This window comes from Archangium lipolyticum, from assembly GCF_024623785.1.
GTDB classification, from domain to species: domain Bacteria; phylum Myxococcota; class Myxococcia; order Myxococcales; family Myxococcaceae; genus Archangium; species Archangium lipolyticum.
Genome location: NZ_JANKBZ010000028.1, coordinates 1 through 19607, shown reverse-complemented (window position 1 = coordinate 19607; position 19607 = coordinate 1). Strand labels below are relative to the sequence as shown.

Genomic DNA, 19607 nt, shown 5'->3' with positions numbered 1-19607 from the left:
CCCTAGGACGAAGCCGAGGTCGTCAGGATGCTCCGCAACCTGTTGTGCATAGTGGTCACGGTGATCGCCACCGCCATCTTCTTCCCCATGACCGTGGTGGTGGCGCTCGTCACCCTGGATCCGGGGGCCACGGTATGGGTGGCCCGCCGGCTGTGGTCGCCCATCCTCATCCTCACCGGTGGGGCACGCGTGGTGGTGACGGGCCAGGAGAACGTGGACCCCAAGCGGCCCACCATCTACGTCTCCAACCACCAGTCCACGCTGGACATCCCCATCCACTTCGTGGCGGTGCCGGTGAACTTCCGCTACGTGGCCAAGCACCAGCTCAAGTACGTGCCGCTCATCGGCTGGTACCTGTGGATGGCCGGGCACATCTTCATCAACCGGGGCAGGCGCGACAAGGCGATCGCCTCTCTGGATGACGCGGCGCGGAAGATCCGCGGCGGCACGAGCGTGTTCCTCTACCCCGAGGGTACGCGCTCGGACGACGGCCGCGTGCTGCCCTTCAAGAAGGGCCCCTTCGCGCTGGCCCTCAAGTCCCGGGTGCCCGTGGTGCCCATCACCATCGAGGGCTCCGGCAGGGTGATGCCGAAGAACTCCTGGAACATCCAGCCCGGCCCCGTGTACGTGAAGATCGGCAAGCCCATCGACACCACGGCCTTCGACGAGGACGACCGCGAGGGACTGGCCCGGGCCGTCCGCGACGTCATCATCGCGCAGAGCCTCGAGCTGGGCGGCAAGGGAGGCGATCCCGAGCGCGCCGTCGCCGCCGCCGGTGTCGAGGGTGAATCCCGCTCCCGCAGCGCCTCCTGAGGAGACCGATCCCCCGTGCGACTTCCCCCCTCCGATTCCCGCCGCGCCGCGCGCCGCCTCACCACCTGGGCCGGAGTGGCCGTGCTGGGCCTGGGCCTCGCCAGCGGCTGCGGCCATGGCACCGCCGCCGAGCGCTCCCTCGATCCTCGCGACCAGGCCCGTGCGTACCTGGCGAAGAACCAGCCCGAGCGCGCCGTGCCGCTGCTGGAGGCCGAGCTCGCCCGGGCTCCGGAGGACCTGACGCTGGCGCGGGCCCTCACCGAGGCCCAGGTGAAGGCGGGCCACACGGACGCGTGGATCGCCGAGCTGCAACGCCGCAACGCCCAGGCGGAGCGCGCGGTGAACCACTACATGCTGGGCCTGGCGTACTTCTCGCGAGCCTCGGACGCGGGGAGCCCGGCGGTGGCGGCCTTCGAGCGGGCCCTGGCGCTGAAGCCGGACGAGCCCGAGTTCCACTACCGCCTGGGGCTCGCCCGGGTGGAGTCCGAGCAGTACGCGGAGGCGGTGGGTCCGCTGCGCCGCGCGGCCGAGCTCGCCCCGGAGCGCGCCGGCGTGCGCCTGCCGCTGGCCAAGGCGCTGCACCACACGGGGGACGCGGCGGGGGCGGTGGCGGCACTGGGGGCGCTGGTGAAGATGGAGCCGAGCCCCTCCGAGGTGGCCAGGGCCCGGGTACTGATGGATCAGATCGCGGACCCCTTCGCGCGCTTCCCCAAGGCGGCCGAGCCGAAGCTGGAGGAGGCCATGCGCTACCTGCAGGAGCTGGACGCGCCGCACCCGGCCATCGTGAACTTCGAGGAGATCCTCCGGGACTACCCGGACCTGGCGGTGGTGCACGCGCTGCTGGGGCTGGCGTGGCAGCGACTGGACGACGCGGGCCGGGCGGTGGAGGAGTTCAAGCGGGCCATCGAGCTGGCGCCCGAGGACGGCAAGAACCACTTCTACCTGGGCGAGCTGTACCTGGGGCGGCAGAGGCCGGAGGCGGCGAGGCCGTACCTGGAGAAGGCGGTGGAGCTCAACCCGCTGCTGGACACGGCGTGGCTCCGGCTGGGAGACCTCCACCTGGAGCGCAAGGACCTGAAGGCGGCGGGAGAGGCCTTCCGGGTGCTGACCCATCTACAGCCGGACGCCGTGCCGCCAAGGGGCAAGCTGGCGCTGGTGCTCCAGCTGGAGGGCGACTGGGCGGGCGCCGAGCGCGAGCTGATGCGGGTGGTGGACAGGGACCCGGAGAACCTCGAGTTCACCCTGCGGCTGGGCATCCTCTTCACCGAGCAGGCGAAGCAGTCCTCGAAGCCCGAGGAGCGCCGGGTAGCGGCCGAGAAGGCGGAGCGCTGGCTACGCAAGGTGCTGGAGGCCCAGCCGGAGAACGTGGTGGCCTCCCGGGCGCTGCAGCAGCTGAAGACCCCCGGCCAGTAGCCAGCGGGAGCCCGGGCCTTCTACACTGGAGGCCCGATGAGTGAAGGTGCCAACAAGCCCCAGCAGCCGCAGCGCGGGACTCCGTCGTCGTCGAACGTGCCGCGCGTGTCTCAGACGAACCTGCGTGTGATGAGTGCCACGCGAGCGGCGCCCCTGCCGAAGGACAAGCAGCAGGAGGCACTCAGCCAGCGGCTGAAGTCCGAGTCCGCCAACGTGGCCCTCAACGCCGTCTCCGTCGTGAAGGAGAAGGTGGAGGAGTTCCGTCAGCAGGACCGTTTCTTCAAGTACAAGGCCTTCATCGTGGCCGGCTGGGTCCTGATCTCCGCCGTGACCGTCGGCGCCACCTGGGCCCGGGGCACGAAGGACACGGGAGACTTCGGCGCGACGCTCGTGGAGTACCGCGAGCGCTCCACGGTGATGATCATGAACAAGAGCGAGGAGCCCTGGACGGACGTCCTCGTCATCGTCAAGGACGCGAGAGGCGCGGAGTGGCGTGCCTCGGTGGCGCGCGTGGAGCCCGCCAGTGAAGTCACCATCACTCCCAAGCAGCTGTTGGGAAGTGGCAGCAAGGCGGCGCCCGCGAATATCGACATCAAGGGTGTGGAGATGCGGACCTCCGAGGGCCGCGCCACGCTGCTCGAGAACGGCAAGAACCTCACCGTCGAGTAGGACCCAGGGGGCCGTCAAAGGCCCCAGAAAGCGCGAAAGCGCCCTTCCCGGAGGAAGGACGCTCTCGTGCACTACCTTGCCGACGGTGGTGGACTACCCCTCCGTCTTGGGCTCCGTGGCCTGAGGAGCGGCCTCTTCGGTGCCCTCGGGCTGAACGGCCTTGGCGGGACGATCCACCAGCTCCAGCAGGGCCATCTCGGCGCCGTCACCCTTGCGGAAGCCGAGGCGCACGATGCGGGTGTAACCGCCCGGGCGATTGGCGTAGCGGGTCTTGTACTCGCTGAACACCTTCTGGAGGATGGCGCGGTTGCGAACCGTCCGCTCCGCGAGGCGCACGTTGGCCAGACCACCGCGCTTGCCGAGGGTGATGATGCGCTCGGCGAGAGCCCGGGCCTCCTTGGCCTTGGGCAGCGTGGTGCGGATGGCCTCGTGCTCGAGCAGCGAGGTGACCATGTTGTGGAGCATCGCGAGCCGGTGGCTCGTGGTGCGGTGGAGCTTCCTCTGTCCGACCTTGTGACGCATGGGCTGACTTTCCGGGTCCTCAGTGGACCCACCACTCCGGCCGTATGAGGTACCGGGTGGGAAGGATGGAACCGGCACGGGCTCCACCGTTGCTGTGTTGGGCCCGCGAAGGCCCCCTCCTCCCGCGAGGCATGCGGCGGTGCCGCCCCGTGGGAGGAGGTGCTGCGGAAACGACTAGGCCTTGGGAGCGCCCGGGGGCACCGCGGGCGCACCCGCCGCCGCGGCCGCCGCCGCGCCAGCACCCGGAGCGGGAGCGGGCGGAGGGGTCTTCGGAGGCCAGTTCTCCAGCTTCATGCCGAGCGACAGGCCCATCTCCGCGAGGATCTCCTTGATCTCCTTCAAGGACTTGCGGCCGAAGTTCTTGGTCTTGAGCATCTCGGCCTCGGTGCGCTGCACCAGGTCGCCGATGGTCTTGATGTTGGCCTGCTGCAGGCAGTTGGCCGAGCGAACGGAGAGCTCCAGCTCGTCGACGGAGCGGAAGAGGTTCTCGTTGAGCTTGGCCTCCTCCTTGGGGGCCTCCACCGCCACGGGCTCCTCGGTCTCGTCGAAGTTGACGAACACCGTGAGCTGCTCCTTGACGATCTTGGCCGCGTAGGCGACGGCGTCCTGAGGGGTGACGGAGCCGTCCGTCCAGACCTCGAGGGTGAGCTTGTCGAAGTCGGTGACCTGGCCGACGCGGGCGTTGGTCACCTGGTAGTTCACCTTGCGGATGGGCGAGAACAGCGAGTCGATGGGGATGGTGCCGATGGGCGAGCCCGCGACCTTGTTGGCGTTGGCCGGCACGTAGCCCCGGCCGCGGCGGCAGGTGAGCTCCATGCGGACCTTGCCACCCTCGGAGATGGTGCAGATGTGGTGACCCGGGTTGAGGATCTCCACGTCCTGGTCGGCGATGATGTCACCGGCCTTCACGTCCTTGGGGCCCTCGGCCTCGATGCGCAGCGTCTTGGGCTCGTTCGTGTGCATCCGGAGGAGGACCTCCTTCAGGTTCAACACGACGTCCGTGACGTCCTCGGCCACCTCGGGGATGGTGGTGAACTCGTGGTCCACGCCCTCGATCTTCACCGTGGTGATGGCGGCGCCCTGGAGGGACGACAGCAGCACGCGGCGCAGCGAGTTGCCCAGCGTGGTGCCGAAGCCGCGCTCGAGCGGCTCGGCGACGAACTTGCCGTAGGTGGGGGACAGCGAGTCCTGATCGACCTCGAGCCGACGGGGCTTGATGAGGTCGCGCCAGTTCTTCGCGATGAAAGAGTCAGCCATGTCCGTGTACTCCTCATGCCGTGCGCCACCACCGACTTACCCGCCGGATGACGGGAGGATGGGCACGTGGGGTTCTTGGATGAACGGCCCGGCCCGGAGTTGCTCGGGGCGGGCCGGTAGAAGCACGACGCCCCGGCGGTGAGGCCAGGGCGCGTACGACAGCTCCAGCGGCAGCGCGCCCAGCAGGTGGGCGAGCCAGGCCAATTACTTCGAGTAGAGCTCGACGATGAGCTGCTCCTGGATCGGCATGGTGAGGTCCTCGCGGTTCGGAGCGGTGCGCACCGTGCCCTTGAAGGACTTCTTGTCCAGGTCGATCCACTGCGGCACGCCGCGGCGGTCCACGGTCTCCAGCGCCTCGGAGATGCGGAGGATCTTCCGGCTCTTCTCGGCCACCTCGATGGTGGCGCCCGGCTTCACGGCGAAGGACGGGATGTTGACCCGCTTGCCGTTGACCGTGAAGTGACCGTGACGCACCAGCTGGCGGGCCTCGGCGCGGGTGTCCGCGAAGCCCATGCGGAACACCACGTTGTCCAGGCGCAGCTCCAGCTGCTGCAGGAGGTTCTCACCGGTCTTGCCCTTGGCGGCGGAGGCGCGGTGGTAGTAGCCGCGGAACTGGCTCTCCAGCAGGCCGTACATGCGCTTGACCTTCTGCTTCTCGCGCAGCTGCACGCCGTAGCCAGAGAACTTCACGCGACCCTGGCCGTGCTGGCCGGGGGGATAGGGACGCCGCTCGATGGCACACTTGTCCGTGTAGCAGCGGTCACCCTTCAGGTACATCTTCAGGTTCTCACGCCGGCAGATGCGGCAGGCGGAGGCGGTATAACGGGCCACGATGCTTCTCCGTGTAAAGGTGGTCTGGGGCCGCTCCCACGAGGAGAGCGGCCCGGAGTGGAACTAGACGCGGCGGCGCTTCGGCTGACGGCAGCCGTTGTGCGGGATGGGCGTCACGTCGCGGATGAGCGAGATCTTCAGGCCGGCGGCGGCGAGCGCGCGCAGGGCGGACTCACGGCCAGCGCCCGGACCCTTCACCAGCACCGTCACGTTCTTCAGGCCGTGCTCCATGGCCTTGGCCGCGGCGTCACCGGCGGCCACCTGGGCGGCGAACGGCGTCGACTTGCGGCTGCCGCGGAAACCGCGGGCGCCGGCGGAGGACCAGGAGATCACGTTCCCGGACACGTCCGTGATCGTGATGATGGTGTTGTTGAACGTGGACTGGATGTGGACCACGCCGTTGAGGATGCTCTTCTTGCCCTTCTTGCCCTTCTTGCGCGCAGCGGCAGGGGCCTCGCCGGTCGCGGGGGCCGCCTCGGTTGCCGCGGGCGCGTTGGTCTCTTCAGCCATGGAACTCGTTGCTCCTGAAGGTAGGTGATCGACGCCGGCTCCTGGCGGGAACCGGCGCAGGTGGAAGAACTAGCGAGCGCCCGCCGCCGGCTTGGCGCGCACGATGCCGCGCTTGGGACCCTTGCGGGTACGCGCGTTGGTGTGCGTCCGCTGGCCACGAACCGGCAGACCCTTGCGGTGACGCAGACCCCGGTAGCAGCCCAGGTCCATCAGCCGCTTGATGTTCATGGTCACCTCGCGGCGGAGGTCACCTTCGACCTTGTAGTTGGTCTCGATGAGGTCGCGGATCTTCCGCGTCTGCTCCTCGGTGAGATCCTTGGTCCGGGTGGCGAGGTCGATTCCCGCCGCCTCGATGATGTCGTGGGCGGACTTGTTGCCGATCCCGTAGATGTACTGCAGCGAGATCACCGCGCGCTTGTTGGGCGGGAGGTCGATGCCGGCGATACGAGCCATCTTCGTCGTTCCTTCTGGGTGGAGTTGGTCTGGAGCTCAGTCCCTGGGGGACTCAGCCCTGGCGCTGCTTGTGCCGGGGGTTGGAGGCGCAGATGACGCGCACGATGCCCTTGCGGCGGACAACCTTGCACTTGTCGCAGATCTTCTTGACGGACGCCCGAACCTTCATGGCGGTACTTCCCTTCCTTCGCTTTTAGAAAAGAAAAGCCTCGAGGGCCTGTCCGCCATTCCGCGGAACCAGGCCCCTGCTACTTCGCTCGGTAGGTGATCCGGCCCCGGCTCAAATCGTACGGAGACAGCTCCACCTTCACCTTGTCGCCCGGGAGGATTCGGATGAAGTGCATCCGCATCTTGCCCGAGATGTGCGCGAGCACCTTGTGGCCATTGTCCAACACCACGCGGAACATCGCGTTCGGGAGGGGCTCCATGACCGTCCCCTCGACTTCGATGGAATCATCCTTCGGCAATCAGATAACCCTCTTGCGGACCACCTGAACACTGGAAGCGCGGCGGGATAACACTTTGGTCCTGAAGTGGCAAGCATCCTCGCGCTGAAAACCCCGAAATTCTACGAACTCCCTGCGTACACCCTTGTATTCCACGTACCTACCCGGCCCGTCGCCAGATGAGGACTTGCGGCCCCCCTTTGGTGAAGGAGCACCCGAATGCTCCAAGTACGCGGAAAGCTTGTTGTCGAGGGGATCGGCTGTCCAGTCATCGCCGAGGAGCTCCACCTCATCCGTGCCCTGGTTCACCATGGGCTCGACTGGGAGGACCATTCCTGGACGAAGCTCGCCGGACGCCCACTCCGCGCGCCCGGCCCTCGCCTGGTGGCCCGCTGCACGGGTGATCAGGCCTTGCCCGTCGCCTTCTTGATATCCGCGTAGACGCCCTCGGGCGACCCCACACCATCGATGCTCTTGAGCAGCCCGCGTTGCGCGTAGAACTGCTTCAGGGGAGCCGTCTCCGCCTCGTACTTCTTCAGGCGCTTCTCGACGACCTCGGCCTTGTCGTCCTCGCGCTGCACGAGGCTGGCGTCGTCCTTGTCGCAGAAGCCGGCCCGCTTCGGAGGGCTCTGGTAGACATGGTAGACGGCGCCGCAGACAGGACAGGAACGGCGGCCCGAGCCGCGCTCGATGAGCTTCTCGTGCGGCACCTCGAGAGACACCACCGTATCGATCTTCTTGCCCAGACGGGCCAGCATGCGCTCGAGCGCCTCGGCCTGGGGCGTGGTGCGCGGGAAGCCGTCCAGGATGAAGCCGTTGGCGCAGTCCGGCTCCTTCAGGCGCTCCTCCACGATCCCGATGACGATCTCGTCCGGCACGTAGGCACCGGCGGCCATCAACGGCCCGGCCAGCTTGCCCATCTCGGTGCCCTCACGAACCGCCTTGCGGAGGATGTCACCCGTGGAGATCTGCGGAATCTTGAACTCCGAATACAGCAGCTTCGCCTGGGTGCCCTTCCCCGCGAACGGAGGGCCAAACAGGATGAGGTTCATGTATTCCTCTCAGCTCATCAGGAAGGAGCGCGCTGGGGACCACGGCGAACATGCCCCCCGCGCCGCTCTCACACCCCTGGAACAACGAAGCGCCCCTCCCCGGGGTGATGGGGAGGAGCGCCCGAGAACGCCTTCCTCGCTCAGGCCGCCACGCGGACCCGGCCGCGGATCCGGGGACCGCGCGGACCCGCGAAGCCCTCGTAGTTGCGGCTGATGAGGTGGCCCTCGATCTGCTGCACCGTGTCCAGCGCCACGCCCACGACGATCAGCAGCGCCGTGCCTCCGAAGGTGAAGTTGACGCCCAGCATGTTGCTGATGATGGACGGAATCACGCAGATGGCGGCCAGGTACAGGGCCCCGCCGAAGGTGATGCGGTTGAGCACGCCCTCGATGAAGTCCGCCGTCTGCCGGCCCGGACGGATGCCCGGGATGTAGCCGCCCTGCTTCTTGATGTTGTCCGCCACGTCGTCCGGCCGGAAGGTCAGCGCCGTGTAGAAGTACGAGAAGAAGATGATCAGCAGGACGAAGATGCCGTTGTAGACCCAGGGGCTCGACTCGATGCTGCGCTGCACGCCCTGGAGGAACGGGAACCAGGTGCCCAGCGTGGCCGGGAACGACAGCAGCGCGCCGGCGAAGATGGGCGGGATGACTCCCGAGGTGTTCACCTTCATCGGGAAGTACGTGGCCTGCCCGGCGAACATGCGCCGGCCGGCCATGCGCTTGGCGTACTGCACCGGGATGCGCCGCATGCCGCGCTCGACGTAGACCACCACACCGACGACGAGCACCATGAAGAGCAACAGGGCCGCCACGGCCGCCATGCTGACGACCTCCTGCTGGACCAGATCCAGCAGCGTCTTGCCGCTGGGCAGCAGGCCGGACACGATGCCCGCGAAGATGATGAGCGAGATGCCGTTGCCGATGCCGCGCTCGGTGATGCGCTCACCCAGCCACATGATGAACGCGGTGCCCGCCGTCAGGCTGACCACCGTCATGAAGGTGAACCAGACGTTGTCGTTGGGAACGACCACCTGGTTGAAGCCGGACTGGCCCGCGTCGCTGCGGCCCAGCGAGGCCAGCCAGCGCGAGATGCCCACGCCCTGGACGATGGACAGCGCGATGGTGCCGTAGCGGGTGTACTGGTTGATCTTCTGCCGGCCGCCGGCGCCTTCCTTCTGCAGCCGCTCCAGGCTGGGCACCACCACCGCCAGGAGCTGGATGATGATGGAGGCGGACACGTACGGCATGATGCCCAGACCGAAGATCGACATCTGGTTCAGGGCGCCGCCGGAGAACAGGTTGAAGAGCGAGAACAGGCCGCCCGACTGGCGCTGGGCGTCCATGAACGCGTTCATCGCCGCCCGGTCCACGCCAGGCGTGTTGATGAAGATACCGATGCGGTACACCGCGAGCAGCATCAGCGTATAGATGAGCCGGCTGCGCAGCTCCGCGATGCGGAAGACGTTGGCGAAGGCGTTCAGAGCCACGTGGGATCCATCCCCCAGAAAGGTTTCAGCCAGAACAACAGCGCCCCTGTCCGAATTCGGAAAGGGGCGCGGAATCCTACACGGATGGAAAGGCGCGCACCACTAAGAGTGTAACGCGCCCTACCCTCACGACTTCTTGGCCTGCTTGACGCCCTTGCCGGAGTGGGCCTTGGCCGCGGACTCCGGCTTGTGGGCCACCAGGGGGAGCTCCTCCACGGAGCCGCCCGCCTTTTCGATCGCCTCGCGGGCGGTCGCCGAGAGCTTGTGCGCCCGGACGGAGAGCTTCTTGGAGAGGGTGCCGTTGCCGAGCACCTTCACGCCGTCGTAGCGGCCCTTCACCAGGCCCCGGGACTCCAGCGCGGCCACGTCCACCGTGGCGCCCGCGTCGAACCCCTCGAGGTCCGACAGGTTCACCACCGCGTACACGGTGCGGTTGGGGGAGATGAAGCCGAACTTCGGCAGCCGGCGCTGCAGCGGGCTCTGACCGCCCTCGAAGCCCTCGAAACGCATGTTGCCGGTACGGGCCTTCTGGCCCTTGCCACCGCGGCCGGCCGTCTTGCCCAGACCGCTACCCTGGCCGCGGCCCACCCGCTTCTTGCGGTGCCACGAGCCCTCAGGGCGCTTCAGGTTATGGAGCGTAGTCGCCATTGTCTGAACCCTCTCGCACTAGGCCTTCGCGGCCTGGGCAGCACGGGCGCGCGCGGCGTCCCGAGCCCGAATCTTCCGAGGCTTGCGGCGGGAAGGCTTGGGAGCATCACCCTGCACCGTCTCGGACGTCACCAGGTGACGCACCTTGTTCACCATGCCGCGAACCGCCGGCGTGTCCTGCAGGAGCCGCTCGTCGCCGAACTTCTTCAGCCCGAGGCCCCGGATCGTCGCGAGCTGCTCTTCGGACGAGCCCGCGAAGCTCTTCGTCAGCTTGACCTTGAGCGCCATGATTAACCCCTCGCCTCTTCAGACTTCTGGGGACCCACGTCCTTGCCACGCAGGCGCGACACCTGCTCCGGCGAGCGCAGGTTCTTCAGGCCCGCCATGGTCGCCTTGAGCACGTTGTGGGGGTTCCGCGAACCCTGGCTCTTCGTCAGGATGTTGCGGATGCCCGCCGCCTCGAGAACCGCGCGCACCGCACCACCGGCGATGACGCCCGTACCTTCACCGGCCGGCTTCAGGAGCACCCAGCCCGCGCCGAAGTGCCCGAGCACCTCGTGGGGGATGGTGTGACCCTGCAGCGGGACGCGGAAGAGGTTCTTCTTCGCGTTCTCGCCACCCTTGCGGATGGCCTCGGGAACCTCGTTGGCCTTGCCCAGCCCGACGCCAACATGACCGGCGCCATCGCCCACCACCACCAGCGCGGCGAACGAGAACCGCCGGCCGCCCTTCACCACCTTGGCGACGCGGTTGATGTTCACCACCCGGTCGGTGAGGTCGAGATCGTTCGGATTGATCGGAGTTGCCACTTGGGAACTTCCTTATTCGAAAGGTTTCTAGAACTTCAGCCCGCCCTCACGCGCGGCATCCGCCACGGCGGCGATGCGCCCGTGGTACGGGAAGCCGTTGCGGTCGAACACCACCGCGTTCACGTTGGCCGCCTTGCACTTCTCCGCGATCAGAGCGCCCACGCGCTTGGCCTCGGCCTTCTTGTCCCCCTCGTCCTTGCCCTTGAGCTCCTTGGAGAGCGACGAAGCGAAGACCAGGGTGCGGCCCGTGGTGTCGTCCACCACCTGGGCGTAGATGTGCTTGAGGCTCTTGTAGACCGTGAGCCGCGGGCGCTCGGTGGTTCCCGAGATCTTCCGGCGGATGCGGTCCTTCCTCTTGAGGCGCGGATCGAGCTTGTTCGACATGGATGATTCCTTCTCCGTCCGGCGATGATGGGGAATTCCACCGCCGGATGATTGCGCGGCCCCTCAGGGAGCCGCGCGGTTGGGTGTTCACTCCGACTAGGTGGTGCCGGTCTTGCCTTCCTTGCGGCGGATCTTCTCGGTGGAGTACTTGATGCCCTTGCCCTTGTAGGGCTCGGGCGGGCGCAGCGCGCGGATCTTCACCGCGGCGGCCCCAAGGGCCTCCTTGTCCGCCGACCGCAACGTCAGACCCAGCGTGGGCAGACCGTCCTCGGTGCGGGCCGCCTTGTCGACCTCGGCCGTGACACCCTCGGGCAGGTTGAACACCACAGGGTGCGAGTAACCCAGCGACATGTTGATCGTCTTGCCCTTCACCTCGGCGCGGAAACCGACGCCGCGGATGTCCAGGCGACGCTCGAAGCCCGTCGACACGCCCTTGGCCGCGTTGGCCAGCAGCGTGCGGGTCAGGCCGTGCAGGCTGCGGGCCTCGCGCGAATCGTTCTCGCGCTCGACCGTCACCTCGTTGCCGGCGATCTTCACCTTCACGCCGGTGGCGGGCAGCTGGACGACCATCTTGCCCTTGGGACCTTCGAAACTGACCTGGCGGCCCGAAACAGTGGCCTTCGTCTTGTCCGCCAGCTTGACCGGAAGCTTTCCAATCCGACTCATGATTCCCTCTTGCGGTGAGCCCAGGTCGCGGCGCGAGCCGCGGCACCCGGGCTGCTGGCTAGTAGACGGTGCAGAGCAGCTCGCCGCCGACCTTCTGCTTGCGAGCATCGGTGTCCACCATCACGCCGCGGGACGTGGACAGGATGGAGATACCCAGGCCGCCGAGCACCTGGGGAATCTCACGCGAGTTGGTGTAACGGCGCAGACCGGGCTTGGAGATGCGGCGGATGCCGGTGATGGCCGGAGCGCGGTCCTGGCCGTACTTCAGCTGGACGCTGATCTCGCTCTGCGGCTTGCGCTCGTGAACGGTGTAGTCCCCGATGAAGCCCTCGGACTTGAGGACCTTGATGATCTCGAGCTTGAGGTTCGAGTGGGGGATGACGACCTTGTCGTGCCGCGCGCGCGAACCGTTGCGCAGGCGGGTCAGCATGTCGCCGATGGGATCGTTGACGACCGACATGAATGGCTACCTTCCGTGCGGAGCGGCCTGGCCGCCTCCGCGTTCGCAACCGCCGCGCCTGCCGGGCCCATCCCGGGGGTTCGCCACGAATTGCCATGCGTGTCCTGCATTCGGCCCACCCGCTCGCGGGCAGACCAGGCTCCCCGGCCCCCTGTCAGGGACCGGGACGCCCGCGTCCGACTACCAGGACGACTTGGTGACGCCGGTGATCTCGCCGCGGAGCGCGCGGTGCCGGAAGCAGATACGGCACATGTTGAACTTCCGCAGGAACGCGCGGGGCCGGCCGCAGAGCGGGCAGCGGTTGTACGCGCGGACGGAGAACTTCGGCTTGCGCTTCGCCTGGGCGATCTTCGAGAGCTTGGCCATGGATGCGGATCCTCTTACGTGCGGAACGGCATGCCGAAGTGACGCATCAGCGCCAGCCCCTGCTCGTCGTTCTTCGCGGTGGTGACGAAGCTGATGTTGAGCCCCTTCACCTTCTCGATCTGGTCGTAGTTGATTTCCGGGAAGATGATCTGCTCGCGGACGCCGAGCGTGTAGTTACCATTCCCGTCGAAGGCCTTCGGGGACACGCCCTTGAAGTCACGCACGCGCGGCAGGGCCACGGTGATGAGGCGGTCCAGGAACTCATACATGCGATCGCCGCGCAGGGTGACGGCGCAACCGATCGCCTGGCCCTGGCGCAGCTTGAAGTTCGCGATGGACTTGCGGGCGCGGGTCACCACGGGCTTCTGACCGGTGATGGCACCCAGCTGGTCCACGGCGGACTCGAGGATCTTGTTGTTGGCGAGCGCCTCGCCCAGACCCATGTTGACGACGATCTTCTCGAGGCGGGGAACCTGCATGGGGTTCTTCAGCCCGAGGTCCTTCATCAGCGCGGGGACGCCTTCCTTGCGGAAGCGCAGCTTGAGACGCGCCGGCTTGGACTCGAGACCTTCCTCGATGTTCGCCGCGAAGCCTGCCTTCTTGAGCTCTTCCTTCTTGCGGCCCTTCTTCTCCTTCTTCGGAGCCGCTTCCTTCTTCTCTTCAGCCATCGTCTGACCCTCTGCTTCGGAGCGCCGTCGTGGACCCAGTGCGCCGATCAGTACTGCGTGGAAACTGGAAACACCGGAGCCCCTACCGATTCTTCAGGGCTTCCGGTGTGCTCGCCCGCCCTCCCCTCACCCGGGTAGGGCAAAGGGCGCGCATACATGCCCGAACCCGCGCCCCTAGTCAATCAGAGCGTCGCAGTTCTTGCAGAACCGCTTCTTCTTGTCCCCATCCGCCCGGATACCCACGCGGGTCGGCTTGTCGCACTTGGCGCAGACCAGCTGGACATCCGAGATGTGGATGGTGCCCGGCTTGTCCACAATTCCGCCCTCGGGCTGCTGGGGCGTCTTGCGCAGGTGCCGCTTGACCAGGCGCACGCCTTCCACGGTCACGCGCTGGGCCTCGCGGTCGATCTTGAGGATCTTCCCGCGCTTGGTCGCCGGGGTCTTCTCCGAGCGCTCGGCGCCGGCGATGACCTGGACGGTGTCTCCAACCTTGAGCTTCTCCATGGTTCCTCTCCCTCCTCGCGGACCGCCTGACGCCCTACTAGAGGACCTCGGGAGCGAGCGAGATGATCTTCATGAACTTGCGGGCGCGGAGCTCACGGGCGACCGGCCCGAAGATACGCGTCCCGATGGGCTCCATGTCCTTGTTGATGAGGACGGCGGAGTTGCCATCGAACTTGATGTAGCTGCCATCCGGACGGCCCACCTCGCGCGCGGTGCGCACGATGACCGCCTTGGCCACGTCACCCTTCTTCACCTTGGAGTTCGGCAGCGCCTCGCGGATCGACACGACGATCACATCGCCGATGGACGCGTACTTGCGCTTGGAACCGCCAAGCACCTTGATGCAGAACACCTTCTTGGCGCCCGAGTTGTCGGCCACGTCGAGCACGCTCGTCATCTGAATCATCTGGAATCTCCTTCTCTAGCTACGGCAGGCCCCTCCGGCGAGGACGGGCACCGCGCGGGCTCGAGCCACGGCCGCGCGCGCCTGAACGGCGGCGCGAGCTCGGACGGCTCAGACGTTCTTGCTCTTCTCCAACACCTCGACCACGCGCCAGCGCTTGTCCTTGGAAGCGGGACGGGTCTCGGCGATGCGCACCCGGTCACCCTCGTTGATGGTGATCTTCGCGGGGTAGTCGTGATCCTCGACGTGCGCCTTGTACTTCTCGCGCATGCTCATGATCTTCCCGTACTTGGGGTGAGCGGCGCGGCGGGAGACGGTGACCACCACCGTCTTCTGCATCTTGTTGGAGGTGACAATGCCCACGCGCGTCTTGGGACGGCCGCGGGAGGTGGTCTTGGCAGAGGTGGATTGAGTCGCTTCAGCCATGGGAAAAGCTCCTAAGCCTTCTTCTCCGCCCGGGTCTTCTCCCCCAGGACGGTCAGGATGCGAGCCAGGTCGCGCTTGTGCTGCGTGCGCTCGGACGGGTTGTCCAGCGAGCCGGTGGCCCGCTTGAGCTGGTCCTGGAACAGCGTGTCGCGCAGCTCGGCCGCCCGCCGCTTCAGGTCGTCCGCCGAGAGCTCCTTGAGTTCCTTCGCAGTCGCCATCTTCTAAATCTCCTCAGAGCCAGCGGGCGGCCCTCTTATCAGGGGCCGCCCGAGGGCGGAACTAGAGCGCCAGCTCGCTGCGGGTGACGATCTTCGTCAGCACGGGCAGCTTCGCCTGGGCCAGCTTCATGGCGGCCGTGGCAACCTCGGGCGTCATACCCTCCATCTCGTAGAGGATGCGACCGGGCTTCACCACCGCCACGTAGTACTCCACACCACCCTTACCGGTACCCATACGGGTTTCAGCCGGCTTCTTGGTGATGGGCTTGTCCGGGAACACCCGGATCCAGATCTTGCCGCCACGCTTGATGTGGCGGGTCATCGCGATACGGGCCGCCTCGATCTGCCGCGAGGTGATCCACCCCGGCTGCAGGGACATCAGACCGTACTCACCATAGGTGAGATCGCTGCCGCGATAGGCCCGGCCGGGCGTGCGGCCCTTGTGCATCTTGCGGAATTTCGTACGAGCAGGCTGAAGCATCGTCGGTGTCCTTCAAGCCCGAGCGAGCCGCCCCTCCCGGGGCGGCTCCCGGGGAGTTAGCGGTTGGCGGCCGGCGCGGCGCCCTGGCCACCCTTGGTGGGCAGGACCTCGCCGCGGCAGATCCAGACCTTGCAACCGATCTTGCCGTAGGTGGTCTTGGCCTCGGCGAAGCCGAAGTCGATGTCCGCGCGGAGGGTGTGCAGGGGCACGCGGCCCTCGCGGTACCACTCGTAGCGAGCCATCTCGGCGCCGCCCAGACGGCCGGAGCAGGAGACGCGGATGCCCTTGGCGCCGAACTTCATCGCCGTCTGCAGCGCCTTCTTCATGGCGCGGCGGAAGGCGATACGGCGCTCGAGCTGGGTGGCGATGTTCTCGGCCACCAGCTGGGCGTCGGTCTCGGCCTTGCGGACCTCGACGATGTTGAGGAAGACCTCGTTCTTGGTGAACTGCTGGAGGTCCTTCTTCACCGTCTCGATGCCGGCACCGCGCTTGCCGATGACGATGCCCGGGCGCGCGGTGTGCACGTTGACCTTCACCTTGTTCGCCGCGCGCTCGATCTCCACCTTGGAGACACCCGCGTGGGCGAGCGACTTCTTCACGAACTCGCGGATGCGGATGTCTTCATGCAGCCACTGCGCGTAGTTCTTGTGCTCGAACCACTTGGAGTCCCAGGTCTTGATGACCCCGAGGCGGAACCCAATGGGATGGACTTTCTGGCCCAACGTGCTTCTCCTTCGAATCGGTTGCGTGGGGGCGCCAGGCGGCAGGCCTTACTTCTTGGCCGCCTCCGCCAGCACCACGTGAATGTGACTGGTCTTCTTGTTGATGCGCGTGGCGCGGCCCATGGCGCGCGGCATGTAGCGGCGCTGGGTCGGCCCCTGATCCACCGAAATCGTCTTCACGACGAGCTTGTCCACGTCGACCTGGCCCTTGGACAGGTCGGTCGCGTTGGCCACGGCGCTCTTGATGAGCTTGGCCACCGGGACGGCCGCGGCGCGGCTGGTGAAACGCAGGATGTTCAACGCCTGCTCCACCGGCTTGCCCCGGACGAGCGCCGCCACCGTGGAAACCTTCCGGGGCGACATGCGCAGGAACCTCAGATGTGCCTTCGACTCCATGTCATCTCCTCTGGCGGACGCCGCCTGTCAGCGGGGCCGGCTACTTGCCCTTGGCGACCTTCTTCTCCGCCGAGTGACCGCCGAACGTACGCGTCGGGGCGAACTCGCCGAGCTTGTGGCCCACCATGTTCTCGGTCACGAAGACGGGGATGAACTTGCGGCCGTTGTGCACCGCGAAGGTGTGTCCCACGAACTCCGGCAGGATGGTGGAACGCCGGGACCACGTCTTCACAACACTCTTCTTGTTCGTCTTGATCATGTCCTCGACCTTCTTGACGAGGTAACCATCGACGAACGGACCCTTCTTGATCGAACGCGCCATTGTGTGAACCCTCGACTACTGGCTGCGCGCGCCCGGACGGCGGACGCTCACGATGAACTTGTCAGTACGCTTGTTCTTGCGGGTGCTGAGGCCCTTGGTCTTCTGACCCCACGGCGACACCGGGTGCGGGTTACCCTGACCGGACTTACCCTCACCACCACCGTGCGGGTGGTCGACAGGGTTCATCGCCAGACCGCGGACGGTGGGCCGGATGCCCAGCCAGCGGCTACGGCCCGCCTTGCCGATGCGGATGATCTCGTGCTCCAGGTTGCCCACCTGGCCCACGGTGGCGCGGCACTCGATGAGCACCATGCGCACGGCACCCGAGGGCAGACGCACCTGGGCGTAGCGGCCCTCCTTGGCCATCAGCTGACCGGAGGAGCCCGCGGAGCGGATGATCTGCCCGCCGCGGCCCGGCTTCAGCTCCACGTTGTGGATGATGGTACCGACCGGGATGTTGAGCAGCGGCAGCGTGTTGCCCGGACGGATATCCGCGTTCTCACCCGCCATGACGGTGTCCCCGACCTTCAGGTCCACCGGAGCGAGGATGTAGCGCTTCTCGCCGTCCGCGTAGTGCAGGAGGGCGATGTTCGCGGAGCGGTTCGGGTCGTACTCGACGGCCGCGACCTTCGCCGGCACGCCGTCCTTGTCCCGACGCTTGAAGTCGATGATGCGGTAGCGGCGCTTGTGACCACCACCCTGGTGACGACGGGTGATGTGGCCGTGGACGTTGCGGCCGCCGGACTTGGTGAGAGACTCGGTGAGCTTCTTCTCCGGCTTGCCCTTGGTGATGTCCGCGAAGTCGGACACCGTCATCAGACGACGGGCGGCGGAGGTCGGCTTGTACTTCTTGATGCCCATGGTGGTTCCTCAACGACGGTCAGCGCCGTGCGCTAGACCGCGCCTCCCTCGAAGAGCTCGATCTTGTCCCCCTCCTTGAGGGTGACGACGGCCTTCTTGAAGTTCGGCCGCTTGCCAATCGAGCGGCCCACGCGCTTCGTCTTTCCGCGGACGATGTTGGTGCGCACACCCTCGACGCTCACCTTGAAGAGCGACTCGACGGCGTGGGCCACGTCGTGCTTGGTTGCCTTCTTGTCCACGATGAACGAGTACTGCCGGAACTTCTCACGGGCCTGGTCCAGCTTCTCGGTGATGAGCGGCCCCTTGATGACGTCGTTGATATTCACGAGAGCGCCCCCTCGATGGCCTTGGCGGCCGCGGAAGTGAGCACCAGGTGCTTGTGGCGGAGGACGGACTCGAGGTTCAGGCCCTCGGGCGGGAGCACGTCGAACTTCGCCAGGTTGCGCACGCTGCGGTGCAGGTTGGTGTTGGTCTTGGCGTCGATGACCAGCGCATCGGCCAGCTTCAGCCGCTTGGTCAGGGCCTCGAAGGCCTGCTTGCTCTTGGGAGCGGACAGGTTGAAGTCGTTCACGATGATGAGCGACTTCTCACGGGCGCGCAGCGACAGAATCGCCTTGAGCGCACCGCGGCGGACCTTCTTGGGGGGACGGTAGAAGTAGTCCCGCGGCTTGGGGCCCATCGCCTTGCCGCCACCCACCCAGTGGGAGGCGCGGATGGAACCCTGGCGGGCGCGGCCAGTACCCTTCTGCTTCCAGGGCTTCTTGCCACCACCGCTCACCAGCGAGGTGTTCTTCACCGCCACCGTACCCCGGCGCCGGTTGATCTGCTGCATCTTCGCGACCTCATAGAAGAGGTGCGCGTTCGGCTCGGCGCCGAAAACCTCGTCGGAGAGCTCAAGCTCCGACACTTTCTTCATATCCAGGTCGACTACGTCGAACTTCGCCATGGCTCTTTCCTCTGGGGAACGGAGTGGAACCGCGAGGGCTCAGCCCCGCTTCCTCAGGACTTGATCTCCACGTCAACACCGGCCGAGAGATCCAGCTTCATCAGCGCGTCCAGCGTCTGCTGGGTCGGCTCGAGGATATCGAGCAGGCGCTTGTGCGTGCGGATCTCGAACTGCTCGCGGCTCTTCTTGTCCACGTGCGGCGAGCGCAGAACCGTGAACTTGTTGATGCGCGTGGGCAGGGGGATCGGACCGGCCACCTTGGCGCCCGTGCGCCGAGCAGTCTCGACGATCTCCCCAGCGCTCTGATCCAGGAGCTTGGAGTCGTACGCCTTCAGCCGGATGCGGATCTTCTGTGTCGCCATTCGCAAAAACCTCTTTAAACGGCCTCTGCCTTCGGGAGGCGCTACGACCAACGTCCCCTGGATGTCACAGAGCCATTTCTTCGAACGAAGGGGCGCGGCTTGTACCACCGGCCCCTGGTGGATGCAACCTTATTCCCACCTCCCCGGACTTTTCTGAACAAAAGACCAGGGAAGTGGGTACGACGGAAACTACGCGATGATCTCGGCCACGACGCCGGCGCCCACGGTACGACCACCCTCACGGACGGCGAACCGGAGTTCCTTCTCCATGGCCACCGGGGTGATCAGCTCCACCTCGATGGCGATGTTGTCGCCCGGCATCACCATCTCGACGTTCTCCGGCAGCTTCACCGTACCCGTCACGTCCGTGGTGCGGAAGTAGAATTGCGGACGGTAGCCCTTGAAGAACGGGGTGTGACGGCCACCCTCTTCCTTCGTGAGCACGTAGATCTGCGCCTTGAACTTGGTGTGCGGGGTGATGGAGCCCGGCTTGGCCAGCACCTGGCCGCGCT

At 66.5% G+C, this 19607-nt stretch carries 33 protein-coding genes; 3 read left to right on the top strand and 30 right to left on the bottom strand.

From position 1 onward, the window contains the following. Positions 1 to 27 precede the first annotated feature (27 nt). The 3 genes from NR810_RS39460 to NR810_RS39450 are packed head-to-tail and all read left to right on the top strand — an operon-like array spanning position 28 to position 2895. On the top strand, positions 28 to 813 hold the full coding sequence (locus NR810_RS39460) for a lysophospholipid acyltransferase family protein (protein WP_257460194.1): 786 nt from the start codon (positions 28 to 30) through the stop codon (positions 811 to 813). A 15-nt stretch (positions 814 to 828) separates the two neighbouring features. Beyond that, entirely contained in the window at positions 829 to 2226 is a 1398-nt protein-coding gene (locus tag NR810_RS39455) for a tetratricopeptide repeat protein (protein WP_407653876.1), read from the top strand. 36 nt (positions 2227 to 2262) lie between these two features. Next, entirely contained in the window at positions 2263 to 2895 is a 633-nt protein-coding gene (locus NR810_RS39450; RefSeq protein ID WP_257460193.1) for a hypothetical protein, read from the top strand. 93 nt (positions 2896 to 2988) lie between these two features. Here the strand turns inward: NR810_RS39450 and rplQ are convergent, their stop codons facing one another. The 30 genes from rplQ to NR810_RS39300 form a co-directional block, all read right to left on the bottom strand. Further along, complete coding sequence (gene rplQ, locus NR810_RS39445) at positions 2989 to 3417, bottom strand: 50S ribosomal protein L17 (protein WP_257460189.1); 429 nt, start codon at positions 3415 to 3417, stop codon at positions 2989 to 2991. A 174-nt stretch (positions 3418 to 3591) separates the two neighbouring features. Continuing rightward, complete coding sequence (locus tag NR810_RS39440; RefSeq protein WP_257460187.1) at positions 3592 to 4674, bottom strand: DNA-directed RNA polymerase subunit alpha; 1083 nt, start codon at positions 4672 to 4674, stop codon at positions 3592 to 3594. Between the two features lie 204 nt (positions 4675 to 4878). After that, positions 4879 to 5505, bottom strand: a complete 627-nt coding sequence (rpsD, locus tag NR810_RS39435; RefSeq protein WP_204227948.1) for a 30S ribosomal protein S4 — start codon at positions 5503 to 5505, stop codon at positions 4879 to 4881. 63 nt (positions 5506 to 5568) lie between these two features. Beyond that, positions 5569 to 6015 (bottom strand): 30S ribosomal protein S11, encoded by a 447-nt coding sequence (rpsK, locus tag NR810_RS39430; RefSeq protein WP_257460183.1) that lies wholly within the window; start codon positions 6013 to 6015, stop codon positions 5569 to 5571. A 69-nt stretch (positions 6016 to 6084) separates the two neighbouring features. Continuing rightward, positions 6085 to 6468 carry a 30S ribosomal protein S13 gene (rpsM, locus tag NR810_RS39425; RefSeq protein WP_257460181.1) on the bottom strand — a complete coding sequence of 128 codons (384 nt, stop codon included), beginning with the start codon at positions 6466 to 6468 and terminating at the stop codon, positions 6085 to 6087. A gap of 52 nt (positions 6469 to 6520) precedes the next feature. Continuing rightward, positions 6521 to 6637, bottom strand: coding sequence for a 50S ribosomal protein L36 (gene rpmJ, locus NR810_RS39420; protein ID WP_002633586.1), 117 nt, complete (start codon positions 6635 to 6637; stop codon positions 6521 to 6523). Positions 6638 to 6716: 79 nt separating this feature from the next. Beyond that, positions 6717 to 6935: a translation initiation factor IF-1 gene (infA, locus tag NR810_RS39415; RefSeq protein WP_043409051.1), complete on the bottom strand. Its 219-nt coding sequence runs from the start codon at positions 6933 to 6935 to the stop codon at positions 6717 to 6719. 383 nt (positions 6936 to 7318) lie between these two features. Next, positions 7319 to 7966 carry an adenylate kinase gene (locus NR810_RS39410; RefSeq protein WP_257460170.1) on the bottom strand — a complete coding sequence of 216 codons (648 nt, stop codon included), beginning with the start codon at positions 7964 to 7966 and terminating at the stop codon, positions 7319 to 7321. Positions 7967 to 8106: 140 nt separating this feature from the next. Then, a complete protein-coding gene (gene secY / locus NR810_RS39405; RefSeq protein ID WP_257460169.1) occupies positions 8107 to 9453 on the bottom strand; it encodes a preprotein translocase subunit SecY in 1347 nt (448 codons plus the stop codon). A gap of 126 nt (positions 9454 to 9579) precedes the next feature. Then, entirely contained in the window at positions 9580 to 10101 is a 522-nt protein-coding gene (gene rplO, locus NR810_RS39400) for a 50S ribosomal protein L15 (RefSeq protein ID WP_257460168.1), read from the bottom strand. A gap of 18 nt (positions 10102 to 10119) precedes the next feature. Further along, positions 10120 to 10389: a 50S ribosomal protein L30 gene (gene rpmD / locus NR810_RS39395; protein WP_257460166.1), complete on the bottom strand. Its 270-nt coding sequence runs from the start codon at positions 10387 to 10389 to the stop codon at positions 10120 to 10122. Between the two features lie 2 nt (positions 10390 to 10391). Next, entirely contained in the window at positions 10392 to 10910 is a 519-nt protein-coding gene (gene rpsE / locus NR810_RS39390) for a 30S ribosomal protein S5 (protein WP_203404248.1), read from the bottom strand. Between the two features lie 27 nt (positions 10911 to 10937). Next, positions 10938 to 11294: a 50S ribosomal protein L18 gene (gene rplR, locus NR810_RS39385; RefSeq protein ID WP_257460163.1), complete on the bottom strand. Its 357-nt coding sequence runs from the start codon at positions 11292 to 11294 to the stop codon at positions 10938 to 10940. Positions 11295 to 11390: 96 nt separating this feature from the next. After that, a complete protein-coding gene (gene rplF, locus NR810_RS39380) occupies positions 11391 to 11960 on the bottom strand; it encodes a 50S ribosomal protein L6 (protein WP_257460162.1) in 570 nt (189 codons plus the stop codon). A 58-nt stretch (positions 11961 to 12018) separates the two neighbouring features. Continuing rightward, positions 12019 to 12420: a 30S ribosomal protein S8 gene (rpsH, locus tag NR810_RS39375; protein WP_257460160.1), complete on the bottom strand. Its 402-nt coding sequence runs from the start codon at positions 12418 to 12420 to the stop codon at positions 12019 to 12021. A 180-nt stretch (positions 12421 to 12600) separates the two neighbouring features. Continuing rightward, positions 12601 to 12786: a type Z 30S ribosomal protein S14 gene (locus NR810_RS39370; protein WP_043409024.1), complete on the bottom strand. Its 186-nt coding sequence runs from the start codon at positions 12784 to 12786 to the stop codon at positions 12601 to 12603. 14 nt (positions 12787 to 12800) lie between these two features. Then, complete coding sequence (gene rplE, locus NR810_RS39365; protein WP_204227937.1) at positions 12801 to 13454, bottom strand: 50S ribosomal protein L5; 654 nt, start codon at positions 13452 to 13454, stop codon at positions 12801 to 12803. Between the two features lie 174 nt (positions 13455 to 13628). After that, positions 13629 to 13958, bottom strand: a complete 330-nt coding sequence (gene rplX / locus NR810_RS39360; RefSeq protein WP_204227936.1) for a 50S ribosomal protein L24 — start codon at positions 13956 to 13958, stop codon at positions 13629 to 13631. A 37-nt stretch (positions 13959 to 13995) separates the two neighbouring features. Continuing rightward, positions 13996 to 14364, bottom strand: a complete 369-nt coding sequence (rplN, locus tag NR810_RS39355; RefSeq protein WP_002625379.1) for a 50S ribosomal protein L14 — start codon at positions 14362 to 14364, stop codon at positions 13996 to 13998. Positions 14365 to 14472: 108 nt separating this feature from the next. Beyond that, positions 14473 to 14787 (bottom strand): 30S ribosomal protein S17, encoded by a 315-nt coding sequence (gene rpsQ / locus NR810_RS39350; RefSeq protein WP_204227935.1) that lies wholly within the window; start codon positions 14785 to 14787, stop codon positions 14473 to 14475. Between the two features lie 11 nt (positions 14788 to 14798). Next, a complete protein-coding gene (rpmC, locus tag NR810_RS39345; RefSeq protein ID WP_108075877.1) occupies positions 14799 to 15005 on the bottom strand; it encodes a 50S ribosomal protein L29 in 207 nt (68 codons plus the stop codon). Between the two features lie 61 nt (positions 15006 to 15066). After that, on the bottom strand, positions 15067 to 15486 hold the full coding sequence (gene rplP / locus NR810_RS39340; RefSeq protein WP_204227934.1) for a 50S ribosomal protein L16: 420 nt from the start codon (positions 15484 to 15486) through the stop codon (positions 15067 to 15069). A 56-nt stretch (positions 15487 to 15542) separates the two neighbouring features. Next, complete coding sequence (gene rpsC, locus NR810_RS39335; protein ID WP_204227933.1) at positions 15543 to 16208, bottom strand: 30S ribosomal protein S3; 666 nt, start codon at positions 16206 to 16208, stop codon at positions 15543 to 15545. A gap of 48 nt (positions 16209 to 16256) precedes the next feature. Further along, complete coding sequence (gene rplV, locus NR810_RS39330; protein WP_257460152.1) at positions 16257 to 16604, bottom strand: 50S ribosomal protein L22; 348 nt, start codon at positions 16602 to 16604, stop codon at positions 16257 to 16259. A 40-nt stretch (positions 16605 to 16644) separates the two neighbouring features. Continuing rightward, the gene (gene rpsS, locus NR810_RS39325) at positions 16645 to 16926 is read right to left on the bottom strand and encodes a 30S ribosomal protein S19 (RefSeq protein WP_002625385.1); all 282 of its coding nucleotides are present in this window, start codon (positions 16924 to 16926) and stop codon (positions 16645 to 16647) included. Positions 16927 to 16941: 15 nt separating this feature from the next. Further along, on the bottom strand, positions 16942 to 17787 hold the full coding sequence (gene rplB, locus NR810_RS39320; protein ID WP_257460151.1) for a 50S ribosomal protein L2: 846 nt from the start codon (positions 17785 to 17787) through the stop codon (positions 16942 to 16944). Between the two features lie 32 nt (positions 17788 to 17819). Continuing rightward, a complete protein-coding gene (locus NR810_RS39315) occupies positions 17820 to 18113 on the bottom strand; it encodes a 50S ribosomal protein L23 (RefSeq protein ID WP_257460150.1) in 294 nt (97 codons plus the stop codon). Continuing rightward, complete coding sequence (gene rplD, locus NR810_RS39310) at positions 18110 to 18733, bottom strand: 50S ribosomal protein L4 (protein ID WP_257460149.1); 624 nt, start codon at positions 18731 to 18733, stop codon at positions 18110 to 18112. The genes NR810_RS39315 and rplD overlap by 4 nt, the downstream gene beginning before the upstream one ends. Positions 18734 to 18786: 53 nt before the next feature. After that, the gene (gene rpsJ / locus NR810_RS39305) at positions 18787 to 19095 is read right to left on the bottom strand and encodes a 30S ribosomal protein S10 (protein ID WP_002625389.1); all 309 of its coding nucleotides are present in this window, start codon (positions 19093 to 19095) and stop codon (positions 18787 to 18789) included. Between the two features lie 189 nt (positions 19096 to 19284). Next, a partial coding sequence (locus tag NR810_RS39300) for an EF-Tu C-terminal domain-related protein (RefSeq protein WP_456062041.1) occupies positions 19285 to 19607 on the bottom strand: 323 nt, incomplete at its 5' end.

Coding starts and splice junctions, on each gene's coding strand:
- NR810_RS39460 (WP_257460194.1), top strand. CDS start 28: ATGCTCCGCAACCTGTTGTGCATAGTGGTCACGGTGATCGCCACCGCC.
- NR810_RS39450 (WP_257460193.1), top strand. CDS start 2,263: ATGAGTGAAGGTGCCAACAAGCCCCAGCAGCCGCAGCGCGGGACTCCG.
- rplQ (WP_257460189.1), bottom strand. CDS start 3,417: ATGCGTCACAAGGTCGGACAGAGGAAGCTCCACCGCACCACGAGCCAC.
- NR810_RS39440 (WP_257460187.1), bottom strand. CDS start 4,674: ATGGCTGACTCTTTCATCGCGAAGAACTGGCGCGACCTCATCAAGCCC.
- rpsK (WP_257460183.1), bottom strand. CDS start 6,015: ATGGCTGAAGAGACCAACGCGCCCGCGGCAACCGAGGCGGCCCCCGCG.
- rpsM (WP_257460181.1), bottom strand. CDS start 6,468: ATGGCTCGTATCGCCGGCATCGACCTCCCGCCCAACAAGCGCGCGGTG.
- rpmJ (WP_002633586.1), bottom strand. CDS start 6,637: ATGAAGGTTCGGGCGTCCGTCAAGAAGATCTGCGACAAGTGCAAGGTT.
- NR810_RS39410 (WP_257460170.1), bottom strand. CDS start 7,966: ATGAACCTCATCCTGTTTGGCCCTCCGTTCGCGGGGAAGGGCACCCAG.
- rplO (WP_257460168.1), bottom strand. CDS start 10,101: ATGGCGACTACGCTCCATAACCTGAAGCGCCCTGAGGGCTCGTGGCAC.
- rpmD (WP_257460166.1), bottom strand. CDS start 10,389: ATGGCGCTCAAGGTCAAGCTGACGAAGAGCTTCGCGGGCTCGTCCGAA.
- rplR (WP_257460163.1), bottom strand. CDS start 11,294: ATGTCGAACAAGCTCGATCCGCGCCTCAAGAGGAAGGACCGCATCCGC.
- rplF (WP_257460162.1), bottom strand. CDS start 11,960: ATGAGTCGGATTGGAAAGCTTCCGGTCAAGCTGGCGGACAAGACGAAG.
- rpsH (WP_257460160.1), bottom strand. CDS start 12,420: ATGTCGGTCGTCAACGATCCCATCGGCGACATGCTGACCCGCCTGCGC.
- NR810_RS39370 (WP_043409024.1), bottom strand. CDS start 12,786: ATGGCCAAGCTCTCGAAGATCGCCCAGGCGAAGCGCAAGCCGAAGTTC.
- rplE (WP_204227937.1), bottom strand. CDS start 13,454: ATGGCTGAAGAGAAGAAGGAAGCGGCTCCGAAGAAGGAGAAGAAGGGC.
- rplX (WP_204227936.1), bottom strand. CDS start 13,958: ATGGAGAAGCTCAAGGTTGGAGACACCGTCCAGGTCATCGCCGGCGCC.
- rplN (WP_002625379.1), bottom strand. CDS start 14,364: ATGATTCAGATGACGAGCGTGCTCGACGTGGCCGACAACTCGGGCGCC.
- rpsQ (WP_204227935.1), bottom strand. CDS start 14,787: ATGGCTGAAGCGACTCAATCCACCTCTGCCAAGACCACCTCCCGCGGC.
- rpmC (WP_108075877.1), bottom strand. CDS start 15,005: ATGGCGACTGCGAAGGAACTCAAGGAGCTCTCGGCGGACGACCTGAAG.
- rplP (WP_204227934.1), bottom strand. CDS start 15,486: ATGCTTCAGCCTGCTCGTACGAAATTCCGCAAGATGCACAAGGGCCGC.
- rplV (WP_257460152.1), bottom strand. CDS start 16,604: ATGGAGTCGAAGGCACATCTGAGGTTCCTGCGCATGTCGCCCCGGAAG.
- rpsS (WP_002625385.1), bottom strand. CDS start 16,926: ATGGCGCGTTCGATCAAGAAGGGTCCGTTCGTCGATGGTTACCTCGTC.
- rplB (WP_257460151.1), bottom strand. CDS start 17,787: ATGGGCATCAAGAAGTACAAGCCGACCTCCGCCGCCCGTCGTCTGATG.
- rplD (WP_257460149.1), bottom strand. CDS start 18,733: ATGGCGAAGTTCGACGTAGTCGACCTGGATATGAAGAAAGTGTCGGAG.
- rpsJ (WP_002625389.1), bottom strand. CDS start 19,095: ATGGCGACACAGAAGATCCGCATCCGGCTGAAGGCGTACGACTCCAAG.